The organism is Chryseobacterium edaphi (genome assembly GCF_025628985.1).
GTDB lineage: Bacteria > Bacteroidota > Bacteroidia > Flavobacteriales > Weeksellaceae > Chryseobacterium > Chryseobacterium edaphi.
Genome location: NZ_JAOTEM010000003.1, coordinates 327336 through 346028, shown reverse-complemented (window position 1 = coordinate 346028; position 18693 = coordinate 327336). Strand labels below are relative to the sequence as shown.

15 protein-coding genes are annotated in these 18693 nt (G+C 33.8%); 12 read left to right on the top strand and 3 right to left on the bottom strand.

Annotated elements, in window-relative coordinates:
- Positions 1 to 1254 (bottom strand): protein O-mannosyl-transferase family, encoded by a 1254-nt coding sequence (locus NZ698_RS13870; RefSeq protein WP_263003798.1) that lies wholly within the window; start codon positions 1252 to 1254, stop codon positions 1 to 3.
- Positions 1254 to 1763: a DUF2480 family protein gene (locus tag NZ698_RS13865; RefSeq protein ID WP_263003797.1), complete on the bottom strand. Its 510-nt coding sequence runs from the start codon at positions 1761 to 1763 to the stop codon at positions 1254 to 1256. The genes NZ698_RS13870 and NZ698_RS13865 overlap by 1 nt, the downstream gene beginning before the upstream one ends.
- 149 nt (positions 1764 to 1912) lie before the next feature.
- On the opposite strand from NZ698_RS13865, the gene lpxB reads away from it, so the two are divergent.
- The 11 genes from lpxB (at position 1913) to NZ698_RS13810 (ending at position 15946) form a co-directional block, all read left to right on the top strand.
- A complete protein-coding gene (gene lpxB, locus NZ698_RS13860; RefSeq protein WP_263003796.1) occupies positions 1913 to 3019 on the top strand; it encodes a lipid-A-disaccharide synthase in 1107 nt (368 codons plus the stop codon).
- A gap of 57 nt (positions 3020 to 3076) precedes the next feature.
- Complete coding sequence (locus tag NZ698_RS13855) at positions 3077 to 4846, top strand: ComEC/Rec2 family competence protein (RefSeq protein WP_263003795.1); 1770 nt, start codon at positions 3077 to 3079, stop codon at positions 4844 to 4846.
- 145 nt (positions 4847 to 4991) lie between these two features.
- Complete coding sequence (locus NZ698_RS13850) at positions 4992 to 5654, top strand: succinate dehydrogenase cytochrome b subunit (RefSeq protein WP_263003794.1); 663 nt, start codon at positions 4992 to 4994, stop codon at positions 5652 to 5654.
- 15 nt (positions 5655 to 5669) lie between these two features.
- On the top strand, positions 5670 to 7682 hold the full coding sequence (locus tag NZ698_RS13845; RefSeq protein ID WP_263003793.1) for a fumarate reductase/succinate dehydrogenase flavoprotein subunit: 2013 nt from the start codon (positions 5670 to 5672) through the stop codon (positions 7680 to 7682).
- A gap of 1 nt (position 7683) precedes the next feature.
- A complete protein-coding gene (locus NZ698_RS13840) occupies positions 7684 to 8259 on the top strand; it encodes a hypothetical protein (RefSeq protein WP_263003792.1) in 576 nt (191 codons plus the stop codon).
- A 24-nt stretch (positions 8260 to 8283) separates the two neighbouring features.
- Complete coding sequence (locus NZ698_RS13835; RefSeq protein ID WP_263003791.1) at positions 8284 to 9051, top strand: succinate dehydrogenase/fumarate reductase iron-sulfur subunit; 768 nt, start codon at positions 8284 to 8286, stop codon at positions 9049 to 9051.
- 148 nt (positions 9052 to 9199) lie between these two features.
- Positions 9200 to 10771, top strand: coding sequence for a TlpA family protein disulfide reductase (locus tag NZ698_RS13830; protein WP_263003790.1), 1572 nt, complete (start codon positions 9200 to 9202; stop codon positions 10769 to 10771).
- A gap of 155 nt (positions 10772 to 10926) precedes the next feature.
- Complete coding sequence (gene rlmD, locus NZ698_RS13825; protein WP_263003789.1) at positions 10927 to 12333, top strand: 23S rRNA (uracil(1939)-C(5))-methyltransferase RlmD; 1407 nt, start codon at positions 10927 to 10929, stop codon at positions 12331 to 12333.
- A 41-nt stretch (positions 12334 to 12374) separates the two neighbouring features.
- The gene (locus tag NZ698_RS13820; RefSeq protein ID WP_263003788.1) at positions 12375 to 14849 is read left to right on the top strand and encodes a zinc-dependent metalloprotease; all 2475 of its coding nucleotides are present in this window, start codon (positions 12375 to 12377) and stop codon (positions 14847 to 14849) included.
- Positions 14850 to 14856: 7 nt separating this feature from the next.
- Complete coding sequence (locus tag NZ698_RS13815) at positions 14857 to 15321, top strand: DUF6452 family protein (RefSeq protein ID WP_263003787.1); 465 nt, start codon at positions 14857 to 14859, stop codon at positions 15319 to 15321.
- The gene (locus NZ698_RS13810; RefSeq protein WP_263003786.1) at positions 15287 to 15946 is read left to right on the top strand and encodes a DUF6048 family protein; all 660 of its coding nucleotides are present in this window, start codon (positions 15287 to 15289) and stop codon (positions 15944 to 15946) included. The genes NZ698_RS13815 and NZ698_RS13810 overlap by 35 nt, the downstream gene beginning before the upstream one ends.
- Positions 15947 to 15959: 13 nt before the next feature.
- Here the strand turns inward: NZ698_RS13810 and NZ698_RS13805 are convergent, their stop codons facing one another.
- Positions 15960 to 16424: a hypothetical protein gene (locus NZ698_RS13805; RefSeq protein WP_263003784.1), complete on the bottom strand. Its 465-nt coding sequence runs from the start codon at positions 16422 to 16424 to the stop codon at positions 15960 to 15962.
- A gap of 90 nt (positions 16425 to 16514) precedes the next feature.
- Between NZ698_RS13805 and NZ698_RS13800 the strand changes: the two genes are divergently transcribed.
- Complete coding sequence (locus tag NZ698_RS13800; RefSeq protein WP_263003782.1) at positions 16515 to 18533, top strand: M43 family zinc metalloprotease; 2019 nt, start codon at positions 16515 to 16517, stop codon at positions 18531 to 18533.
- Positions 18534 to 18693 lie beyond the last annotated feature (160 nt).

Genomic DNA, 18693 nt, shown 5'->3' with positions numbered 1-18693 from the left:
TTATAGTTGTCTGATCTCCTCTTCAGTGTAACCTTTATTTTTTAGTAAATCTATATATTCTTCCGCACCTTTTTGCATCCAATCAATAGTCTCTGGAGAAGGCTTTTTGTCAATAATGAATTCCAGAATACCAACATTGTCATTCATCCAGGGAAGCAGATAATATTTTAGACCTCCTTTATAAGATTTAGATTGAGCAAACTTTTCAATTTGTGGTATATGGCTTAGTGTTTTATAAGTGAAAAAATATAGTGCAGGAATTATTATTGAGGAAGCAGCCATCCATTTTCTTATTCGAAGAGAAAAAAGATAACACATACCAATACTCATGAATAGACCAATAATGTAATTAAAAGGAATAAAATAGACATAGTTGTCTGAAACTCCGAAAATAATTGAAAAAACAAATATAGGTATCGCACTCGCAATGAGAAAAAAGAAAATCTGTCTGTTTGTTTTATAAAGAATGAACATCCCAGAAATTGAAAAAATCAGGAAATGCCAAAAATTGTAAAAAAGATATCCCATTGCAAGTATCAGGCTTTTTACAATATTTGTCTCTGAGATTTTTTCGGAAACAATTCCAGAAGAATATACGCTTGATAAAGCATCATTATTTTTTATAGGAAAAATGAATAGTGATAAAAAAAGTATTCCCAATATTGATAGTGATATAAATCTGATTTTTTTTGAAGATCTGAACAATATCAGCATTATAAATGCAGGATACATCAGTATATTCTGGATATGACTGAATAAGCTTATACCTAAAATTATGGAACAAGCAATATATAGACGATTCTTTTTTTCAATTATGGCTGCAATAGTACAGTAAACAAAAATGGCAACGATCAGAAGATTAAAAGTGTATATTTCTATAATCGAAGCATTTTTCCAAAATGAAAAGCTTAGCCCAAAAACTACGCTTGTTGTTATAGATGCAAAGTTGTTTTTTGTAAGTATAAGACACGTTTTGTAAAGTATGGGAATACATAATGCTGCGGAAAGAATTGTAAACCCACGTGCAATTTCGCTGCTTTCTATAAATGGTAATATTTTTGAAAATAAAACCAAACTATTGCTGTAAAGAAAATGAGCATAGGTAGAGGTAGAATCTATAAACTCAGCTCGCTCTGTATACAAAGCAAAACCAATACAATCACCAAACGGTATTTTCGAAAAACTTCCTGACGCATAAATCAATAAGAAAACGAAAAAAAGAATAACCGTAAATTGTTTTTCTGAAAAATGCATTAATTTTTAAAAATAGGAACATTCGAACAAGCCTCACCAAACATCAATGACTTTACAATCGGCTTCAATTGCTCTACCAATTCAATATAAGCATTTTCAGGGATTTCTTTATCAGAACAACCTTTTACCAAGACTCTTTTATCTTTCAATTCATCAAAATTATACGTCTGAATTGCATTGTGCATTAGCATCACTTCTAAATCTTCTTTGTTTCCGAAAATTATTTTTTTGGTGACATCGGTTAATTTTGCAGTTATCAGAAAATATGCCCAAAGTGGGACAATTGCGTCCGCCGAATTGTAAATGTAAACATATTGATCTCGATATTCTTCTGGATTAATAGCTGCTACTTTTTCGCGAAAATCTTTTTCTTTTAAAATCATTTCCATGAAAAGAAAGTCTTTCAGATCAATTCCTTTTCTGATCCCTTTCGGAACCAAATCGGTAAGATCAAAATTTACCAATCCGCTTGACGCAACTTTATTTTTTATTTCGAATTCTTCTGACATTTTTTTATGATTATCTTTGAACAAATTTACAAATTAACCTTCAATAAGATTTAATTTGTTCTCTATTCTTATCATAGAAACCTCCCATCATGAAAATTGCTGATGCGAAGAGAAGGATCAATGATAACAAATAATAAATTTCAGCAAAAATGAAATACTATATCATCGCAGGTGAAGCTTCCGGAGATTTGCACGGGAGTAATTTAATGAAATCTTTAAAACAGAAAGATCCCAACGCAGAATTCAGATTTTGGGGTGGTGATTTGATGGAAAAACAAGGTGGGACTTTGGTGAAACATTATCGTGATCTCGCTTTTATGGGATTTCTGGAAGTTGCTTTGAACCTCAAAACAATTTTAAATAATATTAAATTCTGCAAAACTGATATCAAAAACAACAGACCCGATGTTTTAATCTTGGTAGATTATCCGGGATTTAATTTAAGAATTGCAAAATTTGCAAAAGAGCTCGGAATCAGAGTGGTTTATTATATTTCTCCACAACTTTGGGCATGGAAAGAAGGTAGAGTTGAGATCATTAAAAAGTATGTTGACGAAATGATGGTAATTCTACCTTTTGAGGAAGATTTCTATCATAAGCATAATGTGAAATCTCACTTTGTCGGACATCCTTTGCTTGATGCGATTTCATCCTTACAAAATATTGAGGTTGAGGTTTTTAAGAAAGAAAATAACTTAAACGAAAAAGAAATCATTGCGCTTCTTCCTGGTTCAAGAAAACAGGAAGTTGAAAAGATGTTGGAAATTATGCTATCTGTAAGACCTTTTTTTACAGATTATCAGTTTGTTATAGCGGGAGCTCCAAGTCTTGAAAAGGATTTCTATCAGAAGTATGTGGATGAAAATGTGCACTTTGTGTCCAATAAAACTTACGATTTATTGAGGTGTTCAAAAGCTGCTTTGGTAACTTCAGGAACGGCAACTCTTGAAACAGCTTTATTAAATGTTCCTGAAGTAGTTTGCTATCGTGGAAGCAAAGTCTCTTATGCCATTGCCAAAAGATTGGTGAAGCATATTAAATACATTTCGCTTGTCAATTTGATTATGGATAAAGAAGTGGTTAAGGAGTTGATTCAAAGTGAATTAAATACGACTAATCTTGCTGAGCAATTAAAATTTATTCTTGATGGTGAAAAGAGAAATCTAATGCTTGAAGAATACGAAATTTTGAGAAGTAAACTTGGTGGAAAAGGTGCAAGCGACAATGCTGCAGATATTATTTTAAAAAATAAATAGATTTTTAGGAATAATTTTCAATTTTTTATTACTTTAGTAGTACAAATTGATGGAAAATTGAATCGACAGCCACTTCTGATATTAGTTTGCTGCTTTATCCTTGGAATTTTATTTCAGGATTATTTTTCTTTGGAGCAGAATTTTATTTTTACTATTGCAATTGGTTGTATTCTGATTACCATATCAACTTTTTTCAAATCATTTTTTATCTCGAAGATCAATTCTATATTAATTGCATTTCTATTTTTTGGAATGGGAATTTGTTTGCATTATTTTAATTTACCACAGGAACCAAGAGTTTCAGTTAATCCAAATGAAACTGTAATTTTCAAAATTTCTAAAAAACTAAATTCTACAGAGAAGAATAAAAAATACGAGGCGGTTGTTGAAGTTAGAAAACAAAAAATTAATTCAGTTTTATTAATTCCAAAAGATAGTAAAGAGCTTGATTTTGAGCATTATTACAAAGCCAAAGCATTCGTAAACAAACCACAATCTCCGAAGTATCATTTTCAATTTGATTATGCCAAATATCTTCATCGGAAAAATATTTTTTATCAATGTTATATCAATGATGAGATAACTTCTGCCGTTAGAAACGACTTGTCATTCAGTGAAGGAATTCGTCAAAAAAGACTGGAAGTTTTACAGCAAATCAACAATTCTGAAATGTCGTCGAAAAGTCAGGAGTTCTTAAAAGGAATTATTTTGGCAGACCGCACAGAAATTGATGCAGAGACTCTGCAGGACTTCAATAAATCCGGATTGGTGCATTTTCTTGCGATTTCGGGAACTCACATTGTGGTCATTTTCGGGATCCTCTATTTTGTTTTAATGAAAATTTTGCCGTTAAGATTCAGGAAATCTGTAATCATTTTAAGCTTAATATTTATTTGGATTTTTGCCTTGTTTATAGGTTTTGGAAGTTCGGTAGTTCGATCCTGCATTATGCTTTCGGTTTATTTTATCTACGTTTTACTTCAGCGAAAACCAGACTTACTGCATTCTATGGCTTTGTCTGCTTTTATTATTTTGATTATTGATACCCAACAGTTGTTCGATGTAGGATTTCAATTGAGTTTTCTTGCAGTCTTAGGAATTTTTTGGCTCAACCAACCAATTTTGAAACGTTTGCCGAAGCAGGATAATTATATTAAGAAGATAATTTTTAATACAATTTCTATCTCGGTTTCCGCTCAATTGGCAACATTGCCTTTGGTATTATTTTATTTCCATCAGTTTTCATTTATTTCAATTTTTGCTAATTTTTTCATTGTTCCTTTTTCGGAAGTGATCATTATTTTTTCGTTTTTAATGACAGGTTTGATGGCTGTTAGGATTGATTTTGGCATTCTAAATACGGTTTATAATTTCGTAATTGAGATTTTATTGAAAGTAATTCATTGGTTTGCAGATTTTGATTCTCTATTTTTTGATAATATTCCAATGAATTGGTTTGAAGTAGCTCTGTTATTTCTAGCTGTGTATTTTTTAAAATTTGCGATTATAAAATATAATTTTAAAACTATTTCTCAGTTTTGTTTAGCTGTTATCCTGTTTTTTATTCTAAGAATTTCATTTTCAATTTATGAAAACAATCATGAAGAAATTCTTGTTCATCAATATAAAAAAGGAAAGGTGTTTTCTGCAAAAAAAGGAAATGATGTTTGTTTTTGGATTGAAAATTTGGATGATCAAAAGAAAATTCAGCAGTATATTATTAATCCTTATGTCTCATCTCGCAGAGTGGAAAATATTTCAGTTAAAAAACTTCCGCCGTCATCAGAAAAGATTGTTTACAATAATAAAATTTATAATTTAAAATAATTATAGATTTTTTAAACTTTCCCCGCATTATCAATGTTTTTCATTGTTATTTAGAAAGATTACAAACTGTCTAATAGTGAGATTTCTCACTTTTTAGTTTTCTTAACATTCCTTAATTTTGTGGGAAATCAAATTTGAACTCAATATGGCAGGTTTAACAAGTTCTACAATTGGTAGAAAATATGCTATGGCACTTTCAGCAATGTTCTTGCTGATTTTCTTAGTAATGCATCTTTCCGTGAATCTATTGTCGGTTTTCGGGGCAACGGCTTATAACAATGCATCGCAGTTTATGGGGTACAATCCTCTTATTCAGTTTGTAATGCAACCTGTGTTGATGTTTGCTGTAATTTTCCATTTTGTGATGGGATTCGTTTTGGAGATCAAAAATCAAAGAGCAAGACCAATCGGTTACGATAAGAACAATGGTTCCGCCAATTCTACATGGTCATCTCGTAATATGATTATTTCGGGTGGTGTAATTTTAGCGTTCATATTTTTACATATGTACGATTTCTGGTTTCATGAGATGAACTATAAATACGTAAATGGTCTTCCTATCGAGGAAAGTCGTTTTTGGGGAGATTTACATAGCAAGTTTGCTGATCTTTGGAGAGTTGTTCTTTACGTTGTAGCATTCGGATTACTTGGTGTGCATTTGGCGCATGGTTTTCAATCTTCATTTCAGTCTGTGGGGGCAAGACATCCAAAATATACCCCGATCATTAAGGCTTTCGGAAATTGGTATTCAATCCTTATTCCGCTAGGTTTTATTTTTATCGCAGTTTTTCATTACGTAACTCAATAATTTCAATATACTAATATGAGTAAATTAGATTCAAGAATTCCAGAAGGCCCACTAAAGGATAAATGGAAAAATCATAAAGACCATATGAACCTTGTTGCGCCTAACAACCGTGATAAAATTGATATTATTGTTGTAGGTACAGGTTTGGCAGGAGGTTCTGCAGCAGCTACTTTGGCTGAGCAGGGCTATAATGTAAAAGCATTTTGCTATCAGGATTCACCAAGAAGAGCACACTCGATTGCGGCTCAAGGTGGTATCAACGCTGCTAAAAATTATCAGGGTGATGGTGATTCAACTTACAGATTGTTCTACGACACCATCAAAGGTGGTGATTACAGAGCTAGAGAAGCAAACGTTTACAGATTAGCTGAAGTTTCTGCAAATATTATCGACCAATGTGTTTCTCAGGGAGTTCCATTTGGTAGAGATTACGGCGGACAATTAGATAACCGTTCATTTGGTGGAGTTCAGGTTAAAAGAACTTTTTATGCAAAAGGACAAACTGGTCAACAATTATTATTAGGTGCATATTCTTCATTAAGCCGTCAAATCGGGAAAGGAAGAGTAAAGATGTACAACCGTCACGAAATGCTTGAATTGGTAATCGTTGACGGAAAAGCTAGAGGAATTATTGCTAGAAATTTAGTAACAGGTGAAATCGAAAGACATTCAGCTCACGCAGTTGTTATTGCTTCAGGAGGTTACGGAAACGTATATTTCCTTTCGACAAACGCAATGGGATCAAACGTTTCTGCAGCTTGGAAAATTCATAAAAAAGGAGCTTATTTCGCAAATCCTTGTTATGTTCAGATTCACCCGACTTGTATTCCTGTACACGGAACACAGCAGTCTAAGCTTACTTTGATGTCTGAATCGTTGAGAAACTCCGGAAGAATCTGGGTTCCAAAGAAAATTGAAGATTCAGTTGCCATCAGAGAAGGTAAATTGAGACCTGAAAATATTAAAGAAGAAGATAGAGATTACTATTTAGAAAGAAGATATCCTGCATTTGGAAACCTGGTTCCTCGTGACGTTGCCTCAAGAGCGGGTAAAGAAAGATGTGATGCCGGTTTCGGAATCGAAAATAATGATACTAAAGAAGGTGTTTACTTAGATTTCTCAACAGAGATTATCAAAAAAGGTAAAGAAACCGCTATCGAAAAAAACATTCATAATCCTACCGATCAGCAAATATATGATCTTGGAAAAGCTTGGATTGAAGAAAAGTATGGTAACTTATTCGTGATGTATGAAAAAATCACTGCGGATGATCCTTACAAAACTCCAATGAAGATTTACCCGGCTGTTCACTACACAATGGGTGGTGTTTGGGTTGATTATAACTTACAATCTACAATTCCTGGATGTTTCGTAATTGGTGAAGCAAACTTCTCAGATCACGGAGCAAACAGATTGGGAGCTTCTGCGTTGATGCAAGGTTTGGCAGACGGATATTTCGTTCTTCCTTACACCATTGCAGATTATCTTTCAGCAGATATCAGAACAGGAGCGATTCCTACGAATTCTGCTGAATTTGACGAAGCTGAAAAAGAAATCAAAGACAAAGTAAATTTCTTTGTTAACAATAAAGGAACACATTCAGTAGATCATTTCCACAAGCAATTAGGACACATTATGTGGAATAAAGTTGGAATGGGAAGAACTCCTGAAGGTTTGAGAGAGGCGATTGCAGAAATTGATCAGGTGAAAAAAGATTTCTGGCAAAACGTAAAAGTAATGGGTGAAGCTGAAGGGATGAACACAGAGCTTGAAAAAGCGTTCAGAGTTGCAGATTTTATCGAATTAGGACAGTTAATGGCTATCGATGCATTGCACAGAAACGAATCTTGTGGAGGACATTTCAGAGAAGATCATGCTACTCCGGAAGGTGAAGCAGAAAGAGATGATGTTAATTTCAAATATGTAGGAGCTTGGGAATATCAAGGAGATGATATCAAAAATGAGGTTCTGCACAAAGAAGATCTTATCTACGAAAACATAGAAGTTAAAGCGAGAAGTTACAAGTAGTATGAAGAATTTAAAAAAAGTAGTAGTGCTTTTTGTAGTTCTTTTTGCAATCACTACGGTTTTTGCGCAGAAAGTAACTACTCAGGCTATTGATAAGCCATCTGAAGGAAAATCTTTGGTTTACATTTTAAAAACCGGAGCAGGTGTTTTGATTAACTTTAGAATTTATGACAAAGATATATTCTTAGGATCAGTTGCAAGTGGGAAGTATTTAGTCTATGAATGCGAACCAGGACAGCATTTGTTTTGGGCAGGTGCAGAAAATAGAGATTATGTAGAAGCTAATCTTGAACCCAATGCAGTTTATGTCATTAACGCTGAAGGACAAATGGGAGCTTTTGTTGCCGGAGTAAATCTTAAGCCTCTTAATCCTAATGAATTTAGAGATAAAAAAGTTTTCTATCAAGTTATTAAAAATGATAAAAAGCAAATTTATTCTAAATCAGAAGATGATAAATCTGAAAATATTGCTAAAGCAATGCAGAAATATCAAGACCTAAAAAATAGTAAATCAAATAAAATTGCTTTTTTGACTTCAAACATGAAGTTTGAAAATGCAGACAAACCAACTAAATAATCTCCAACCAATAAATATAACATTATGAGTGCAAAAAAAGGCTTACATCTTACTCTGAAAATTTGGAGACAAAAAAATACAAAAACTAAAGGTCAGTTTGAGACCTATAAAATATCAGATGTTTCTACAGATTCTTCATTCTTAGAAATGTTAGACATTCTGAACGAAAACTTGATCAACGAAGGAAAAGAACCAATCGCTTTCGACCACGACTGTCGTGAAGGAATCTGCGGAATGTGTTCTCTTTACATCAACGGTAGAGCTCACGGTCCGGATACGGGAATTACAACTTGTCAGCTTCACATGAGAATGTTCAAAGACGGTGAAACGATCGTTATTGAGCCTTGGAGAAGCGCTGCTTTCCCTGTCATTAAAGATTTAATGGTAGATAGAAGCGCATTTGACAGAGTAATGGCTGCAGGTGGATTTATCTCGGTAAATACTTCAGGAAATACTTTAGATGCAAACGCAATTCTGGTTCCTAAAGAAGATGCAGACAAAGCAATGGATGCTGCGGCTTGTATCGGTTGTGGAGCTTGTGTAGCTACTTGTAAGAACGGATCTGCAATGTTGTTCGTAGGAGCTAAAGTTTCTCAATACGCACTTTTACCTCAAGGTAGAGTAGAAGCGAAGAGAAGAGTTCTAAGCATGGTGAAAGCAATGGATGAAGAAGGATTTGGTAACTGTTCAAATACAGGAGCTTGTGAAGTAGAATGTCCGAAAGGAATTTCTCTTGAGAATATCGCAAGAATGAACAGAGAGTACATGGCTGCAATGGCAGACAGAGGATAATCTGGTTGAAAAATATATTTAAAATTTCGTCTTCTTCAATGAAGGCGAAATTTTTAGTTAAATCTTTCATAAAATCAAATATTAAATAGCAGTAAGTTTATCGAAAAACTTATTTTTGCTTCATTATTAAAATTTAAAATGAAATCGAATGATTCAATCATTCAAAAAAAATAATATTATACTAATGATTAAAAAATATCTTTTGTTATTTGTCATTGCAATATTTGCAATGTCTTGTTCAAAAAAAGTTGAAGTAAAAGGAAAAATTGCAGGAAGTGCTCCTTTAGAAAGGGTAGAATTTGTAGAAGCTTCCGGTGTTGCTACATTACCATTGATCAACATGGGCTTAGATAAGGACGGAAATTTCGCGGGAACTTTTGAAGCTCCTAAAAACGGAATGTACGTTATCAACTATGCAGGAAAGCAAAATTTAATCTTCCTTAAAGGTGGTCAAACTGTAAACATCTCAGGAAGTGCAGCTACTTTCCCTGCTGAATATGTAGTTACAGGTGATGCCAAAAATGATAACGATTTCTTCCAGGCGAGTCAGAAATTTCTTTCTACTTATGGTCAAGGATTGAATATTCAACAATTGATGGCAGGTGATGAATCTTCTTATGTAAAAGGAATGCAGAAGATTGAAGCTGATATCAACAAAAATATCGACGAGAATGTAAAAAAATATAATCCTGGTAAAGAAGTGGTAGAGTGGAAGAGAACAGATGCTAAAACGGCAATTCTTAACCTTATGGTTAATTATGAAATGACCAAAAAGCAAATGTCTGGAAACCCTTCTTTCAAATTAGGAAAAGTATTTACAGATTACGAAAATAAATTAAAAGAAAACAATGACGAAATGGTGAAAACAAGCCCTTTCTACAGACAGTATCTTTTAACTAAAATGAGTCCTGAATTCCAAAAATTTGCTGAAGCAAAAAGCAAAGGAAAGACAGATATCACAACTTCAGAATTATTTAATGATTTCTTGAAGTCTCAGAAAGAGGTTTCTCAGGTGACTAAAGATTATTTATTGGCATTTGTAATGGCACAGTCGGATATTCATCCACAGACTCCGGCTAAAACAACTGATAAAATCAAGAAGATCATCGAAGAAGACATTAAAGATGCAGGAATTAAAGCTGATATCAAAAAAATGCAATTTACGATCAACGGATTCAAAATCGGTGATGACGCTCCTGAAGCTTCTTTAGTGAAAGCAGACGGATCAGCTTACAAATTGAGCGATAATAAAGGAAAGCCTTATGTGTTGGTTTTCTATGCATCTTGGAACCCTTACATCGCAGAAGGTACAGTTCCTGTATTGAAAGAAGTGGTGAATTTCTATAAGTCTAAAATGAATTTCGTATTTGTAAATTTAGATGATACTAAAGATCAGTTTACGAAAACCAGTAATGCAATGATGAAAGGAATTCAAGGAACGAATGTTTATGCAGAAGGAGGTCTTAACTCTGATATTGCTAAAAAATACGGAGTTTACGGATTCAAATTACCAAACTTCATCGTAGTAGATAAAAACGGTAAAGTTGCAAGCAGATCATTCGTTAATTTAGGTGATGCAGACTTGATTACAGTTCTAGACAAACAGACAGGTCTTTCTGCTCCTAAAGTTGCTCCACAACAACAGATGATGCCACAAATGAATATGCAGCAAGCTCCTCCTGTGGAAGCTGCTCCTCAGCAACCGGCTCAGACAAAATAATAAAACTTATATAATAGAAAAAACCTTGTCTTCGGATAAGGTTTTTTTTATTGTATTTTTGCAAAGTGAAACCGAAAGGTGAATCAGTTTATAGAAAAATAGAAAATTTACGGAGCTGAAAATAGAAAGTTACCTCCGTAGCGATAGAAATTGATATGAGAAAGAAGAAAGACGTCATTCTTGAGAATATAAAATTATTTGCTGCTGGTGCAAAAGGTGTTGCCATCGGAAAAACCGAAGAAGGAAAAACCGTTTTGGTTTCAGGAGCCATTCCGGGAGATGTGGTGAATGCTAGAGTGAAAAAGTCAAAGTCAAAATATTTTGAGGCTGATGTAAAAGAAATTGTTGAAAAATCTCCATTCAGAGTAGAGCCAAAGTGTATTCATTTTGGGACTTGCGGAGGTTGTAAGTGGCAGAATATGAGCTACGAAAAACAGCTTGACTTTAAACAGGAAGAGGTTTACAATAATATTAAAAGAATTGGCGGAATCGATGATTTCGAAACCGTTCCGATTTTAGGTGCAGAAGAGCAGTATTTCTATAGAAATAAGATGGAATTTTCTTTCTCCAATGCAAGATGGCTGACTCAGTACGAGATCAGTTCTGAGGAAAACTACGGAAGCAGAGATGCCCTTGGTTTTCACATTCCCGGAATGTGGAGCAAAATTCTTGACTTAAAAGAATGCTGGTTACAGGAAGATCCGTCGAATGCAATTCGTTTGGCCGTAAGAAATTTCGGAATTGAAAATGGTTTAGACTTTTTCGATGTTAGAGAACAGAAAGGTTTTCTAAGAACTTTAATGATGAGACAAAATTCTGCAGGAGAATGGATGGTTTTGTTTCAATTGTACAGAGAAGAAAAAGCGAACAGAATAAAGCTTTTCGATTATTTATTAGAGCAATTCCCACAGATCAAAACTTTGGTTTATGCGATCAATCCAAAACAGAATGATTCTATCTACGATCTGAATGTAGAAACTTATTTCGGTGAAGGATTTTTAATGGAAGAAATGGATGGTCTGAAATTTAAAATAGGTCCAAAATCATTCTTTCAGACAAATTACAAACAGGCTTTAGAATTATATAGAAAAACACTTGAATTCGCTGATTTAAAAGGTGATGAAGTGGTTTACGATCTATATACAGGAACCGGAACAATCGCTCAATATGTTGCAAGAAATGCAAAACATGTGATCGGAATTGAATCTGTACAGGAAGCTATTGACGCAGCAATTGAACACGCTGAATTAAACGGTTTGACCAATACTACATTCTATTGTGGAGATATGAAAAATGTCTTCAATGATGAATTTATGGAAAATCATCCGAAAGCAGATGTATTGATTACCGACCCGCCAAGAGACGGAATGCACCAAAAAGTGGTAGAGCAAATTTTAAAATTAGCTCCTAAAAAAGTAGTGTATGTAAGCTGTAATTCGGCAACTCAGGCAAGAGATTTAGCATTGATGAAAGATCATTATACTTTGGTGAAAATTTTACCGGTAGATATGTTCCCGCAAACGCATCATGTAGAAAACATTGCACTATTGGTGAAAAAATAATTATTTAAATTTGAATTAATAAAATCCAAATAATATTGAATATGATAAAGAACTGTAAAGCATTCTTCTTATTGGCAGCTTTAGTTTTCTGTCAGCAGAATTTATTTTCTCAGGAAAAATCTAAAGATTCTGCTGCTGTAAAAAAAGATACTGCCGTTGTAAAAAAAGATGATAAAAAGAAAAGCCTGATCAAGCCTTATAAAGAAATCATTACCGATAAAGCGGTTTCTGATCAAGGGGTTTTTACAGTTCATAAGGTTGATGACAAATATTATTTTGAAATTCCGGATTCTATGCTGAAAAAGGAATTTCTTTTGGTGACAAGATTAACGAAAGCCGCTGCAGGAATGCGTTCCGGGACTTCAGGTTATGCAGGAGATCAAATCGGGCAGCAAGTGATTGCTTTTGAAAAAGGTCAGAAAGATAAAATTCTTTTAAGAGCAATTTCACACGTTGATTATGCAAAAGATTCTACTTCTGATATGTATAATTCGGTGACGAGAAACAATGTACAGTCTATTATTAAATCTTTTGATGTAAAGGCATACGGAATCAAGAAAAACTCATCTGTTATTGAAGTGACCGATGTTTTAAATTCTGATAATGAACTGACTTCTTTTTCTGTCTGGTCTAAAGATTCTTACAGAGTCGGAACTTTCCAGAAAGATATGTCATTTGTAAATTTTGTGAAATCGTTCCCGACAAATATTGAAATTAACACTACAAAAACTTTCGCAAGAACATTAGGAACACCTGCAGCTCCGGCAATTCCGGGAAGACCAACTCCGAAAATCAGCGGAAATTATACGGTAGAAATCAATTCTTCATTTGTACTTCTTCCGGAAAATAAAATGCAGTCGAGATATTTTGATCCGAGAGTTGGATATTTTACCGTCGGATACACAGATTTCGATCTTGATCCACAAGGAGTAAAAAAGATTTCTTTGGTTAAAAGATGGCGACTTGAGCCAAAACCTCAGGATTTGGAAAAATACAATAGAGGAGAACTGGTTGAACCAGCAAAACCGATTGTATTTTACATCGATCCGGCAACACCAAAAAAATGGGTTCCTTATTTAATACAGGGAGTAAATGATTGGCAGAAAGCTTTTGAAAAAGCGGGTTTCAAAAATGCGATTGTCGCAAAAGTTCCTGATCCGAAAGTTGATACAGAATGGAGTTTGGAAGATGCAAGATTTTCAGCGATTGTTTACAAACCTTCAGATGTTCCGAATGCTTCAGGTCCTTCAATTGCCGATCCGCGAACAGGTGAAATTCTTGAAAGTCATATCAACTGGTATCACAATGTAATGATGTTGTTGAGAAACTGGTATTTTGTACAGGCTTCTCCAAATGATCCGCGAGCGAGAAAAATTGAATTTGAAGATAAATTAATGGGCGAGTTGATTCGTTTTGTATCTTCTCACGAAGTTGGGCACACTCTAGGTTTAAGACACAATTATGGTTCAAGCTCAACCGTTCCTGTAGAAAAGTTGAGAGATAAAAAATGGCTGGAAAAGAATGGTCACACTCCTTCAATTATGGATTATGCAAGATTTAATTATGTTGCACAACCGGAAGATAATATCGGTGATGCCGGAATTTTCCCAAGAATCGGAGACTACGACGATTGGGCAATCGAGTGGGGTTACAAAAGATTTAATCAATATAAAACTCCCGAATCAGAAAAGAAATATCTGAATGATTGGGTAATCAAAAATCTTAAAAATGAAAGACTTTGGTTCGGTACAGAATCGAATCCTTTAGATCCAAGATCACAAAGTGAACAAGTGGGTGACAATGCAATGATTGCAAGCACTTACGGAATCAAAAATCTTCAGAGAATTGTTGATAATTTAGAAAAATGGACGGAAACTCCAAATGAAGATTATGCAAATCTTGATATGATGTATGATCAGGTAACATCACAGTTCAGAAGATATTTGGGACACGTTTCAAAATACATTGGCGGACAAATGGAAACCTCGAAAACCGCAGAGCAATCCGGAGCAGTTTATGAAGTTGTTGCTAAAAAAGATCAGAAAGAAGCCATGAAATTTTTAAGTGAAAATATTTTCACTACTCCTCAATGGCTGATCAAAAAAGATGTTTTTGAGAAAACAGGCAAAACTCCCGTAAAAACAGTTGAAGAAATTCAGAATGGAGTTTTGGGAAGAATTTTGAGTCCGATGGTTTTGCAGAATATGTATCAGATGGAAGCTGTTGAACAAAACACCTATTCTGTGATTGAATTGCTTTCAGATTTAAATACTTCGATTCTTAAAAATGAAAAAACAGATATTTACGGAAGAAATCTTCAGAGAAATTATATCGATTCTTTAATAAAACTCGTTGATAATAAATCGTCAGACACATCTGATGTTTCAGCTTTGGTAAGAGGAAATTTAAATACAATCAAAAAAGAACTTTCAGCGAAAACAGCTTCAGATTTGGTGAATAAATATCATTATGAAGACTTGGTTTTCCGTATTGAAAAGGCTTTAGATCCAAAATAATTTAAAAATGAAAAGATTACTGTCATTCTTAATATTATCTCTCATGATAATTTCATGCGGTGGAGACGATGACATCTGCGAAAGCGGAGAAGGTACGCCGAGAATGAAAATCATGTTTAAAAAAGCAGATAAAGTCACAAAGTTAGATTCAATAAAAGTCTACGTAAATTATGGAGTGAGAACTGTTGATTTGGGTTGGAGCAGAAATGCAGACTCTATCTTGATTCCGCTTCGTGTTGACGATTCTCCCTTCACCGATTTGTTTGTGAAAATCCAAAGAAAAGGAGATTCATCAAAAGTACGTGTAAATTATACTACAAAATCAATTTATGTTTCTCCAGGTTGCGGTGCAAAGTTGAATTATGAAAATGTAAGCGGACAATTATTAAAAGCAACTCCTATTGTAAAACTGGAACCCGGACAAAATTTTATTGAAAATGAAGAAAAAACTAATCTTTACCTCGTTTTTTAGTCTATTAGGACTCTTGTTTTCTGCACAGGAAAAGAAAGAAGCCGTAAAAGAAAAATGGAAATATGAGCCCAACTTTATGGTTGGTGTTGATGTTTTGAATACCGGTATTTCTTTTTTTTCGGACAGACAACTATTTCAGGGATTTATCTCGTCAAAAATAAAAGACAACATCCACGGAATTGTTGAGGCAGGATTTGAGAAAAATATTTATCAGAAAAATGGCTACGATGCTACAGCAAATGGTCCTTTTTTTAAAGTTGGAGCATTTTATATGTTGGCAAAAGATCGTGAAAATGAGTTTAACGGTTTCTACGGAGGTGCAAAATTAGCCGGCTCATTCTATAATCAGGAATATTTTGCAATTCCGATTCGTGGTTTTGGTGGAAGCAGCTCGTCTATTTCTTTGCCGGCATCGTCTCAATCTTCTTTCTGGCTTGAAGGTACAATTGGCGGAAGAGTACAGCTTTTTGAATCCAATTTTTTCATTGACGTAAATATGCAACCTAGATATTTGGTAACAACGTCAAAACAGGATGAAGTTGTTCCAATGATTGTTCCGGGATTTGGAAGAAGTTCTTCTAAATTTACAATGGGCTTTGCGTGGAATATTGCGTATAAGTTTTAAAAAAAGAGCAGATTTACTTGCTCTTTTTTGTTTCTATAATTCTCTGAATTTCTGTATAAAGGTCTTTAAGTTCTGCAGGAGGATTGCCAGAATCAAAATCTGAAGATTGATATTCTTTTCCGTTTTTATGAATGATGAGAGTGGATGCTAATGCAGCATCACTATATCTGTGACTTGATGGAGCGATTAGTTTGGAAATATTTTCAGTATCAATTTTTTCAGCTAGTTTTGAAATTTTCATCCATTTATTTTCTGGTAATTCCTGAAAAATAATATTCCCATTGGTGGAATTTTCTAGTTGACCATTTTTTATTGTGAAAATTCTGTTGGTTCCTCTTGTCTGTTCTTTAAGTTCTATTTTTTCAATATTTTCAATTGACTTCATTTCTTTGGTATTATTAATTTGAGCATTCGATTTATTCTGCATGTTACATGCTGTTATTGATGTGATTAAAAATAATAATATAATAGTTTTCATTTAATCTTGTTTAAGAATCGTTGATTAAATTACAAATAAATTTTTGAATTACACGCATAATGAATATCTTTGTGAAATATTAATAAAAAAATGAAAAAATTTTATAGATCTTTTTTATCGTTTTCATTTGCTACAATTGGGGTGTTTTCTATTTATGCTCAACAAATACAAAAAACGAATATAAATGATGATTTTAAAAAGAAATCATCAGAAGAATTAGCAAAAAGCAATGGTTTTGACCGATGTTCTTTTGTAGAATATGAAGAGTATTTACAAAGAAACGATCCGAGTAGAATGACAAATGCTCAATTTGAAGCTTGGATTTCTCCGTTGATTGAAAAAGCTAAACAGGAAAGACTGGCAAATAAATCTACAAGTGGAGGTATTGTTACAATTCCTGTAGTAGTGCATGTGATTCACTCAGGTGAAGCTTATGGTACTGGTGCAAATATTACTGATGAGCAGGTTCAATCTCAGATTACAGTAATGAATCAGGATTTCCGTAGAATGGCAGGAACGCCAGGGTTTAATTCAAATGCAGTGGGTGCAGATACCATGATTCAATTTGCATTGGCTAAAGTTGATGCGAATGGTAATCCTACAAATGGTATAGACAGAGTGAATCTGTGCTATCCAGAATGGTCAACGGGTAATATTAATAGTTATGTAAAACCAACAACTATTTGGGATCCTACTCAATACATGAACATGTGGAGTGTGAATTTTTCTGATAGTTCATTATTGGGATATGCTCAATTTCCATCTAACTCTACAATACCGATGCCTGCAGGAGGTGCTGCTAGTACAGATGGTGTAGTAGCAAATTATACAACTTTCGGAAGTACAGATTATGGAAGTTTTCCTATGAATGCGCCATATGATAAAGGGAGAACAATGACTCATGAAGTTGGACACTTTTTGGGATTACGACATATCTGGGGTGATGGTGCTTGTGCTACTGATTATTGTGCAGATACACCTACTGCGCATACTGCAAATTATGCATGTAATAAATTCATTGCAAGCTGCGATAATCCATCCGTTTTTGAAATGGTAGAAAACTATATGGATTATACCAATGATACCTGCATGAATATTTTTACGCAGAATCAGAAAGATAGAATTACAACAGTGATGAATAACTCTCCTAGAAGAGTTGAATTAAAAACTTCTACAAAAGATTTAGCAATTCCTTTATTTCCTAATGATGCAGAGATAAAGTTCGAAAGTGTATGTTCGCTTGATAATCTTTGTTCAGGATCTACAATTAAGATTATTCTTACTAACAGAGGAACTTCAGCTCTTACCTCTGCAGTTATTCCTTACGTTATAAACGGAACATCTTATTCATTTAACTGGTCTGGTAATTTAGCACAAAATAAATATGCGGTTGTAGCATTACCTGTTCCGCCAACAGTAACAAGTGGAGCCATGACAATTAATCTTACTTCTGTAAATGGAGTAGCAGATCAGAGAACATCTAATAATGCATTGACAGGTACTTTTAGTAATCCTGGTGTAGTTACAAATACAGGAACCAATTTTGTATTTAATTTACAATTAGATTATTGGGGTTCTGAGGTAAACTGGAATCTTAAGAATAGTGCTGGTGTTACTGTTTATAGCAGTAGCACATATACAGATGTGCCTAATCCTACATCTGCAACGCCGCTTCCTTCATTGATTACTCAAAACTGGGTGCTAAATACGAATGATTGCTATACATTCACAATCAATGATACATATGGCGATGGTATTTATGGTAATGGAGGGTTCTATAATATTAAAACTCCTGCAGGAGCTGATGTTATTGTTGGTTCTTCATATACAAAAAAACAGACAAGAGCATTGAACTTGGGAGCATTGGGAACTAATGATATCATTAAAGAAACATTTGCAATTTATCCAAATCCTGCAACTGATGTTTTAAATATTACAAAAGTATCTAATAAAGCTAAATATGAAATACACAATGCTGTAGGACAAATTGTAAAAGCGGGTGAGATTAACAATAATCAAGTGAGAGTTGCTGAATTAGTAAAAGGAACTTATATTATTACGATTAAAGATAAAAATATCTCTGAAAGTATTAAATTCATCAAGAAATAATAAATCGCTTTGAAAGCTAATGAATCCTCAGGTTTTTCCTGAGGATTTTTTTTATAATGTAATCATATGTAGCTTTTTGATGAGGTTATTATAAAAAAAACACTTAATTATATTACCAAATAATAAAAAATGTTTAGATTTGTAGTTAATCTAAAATAAT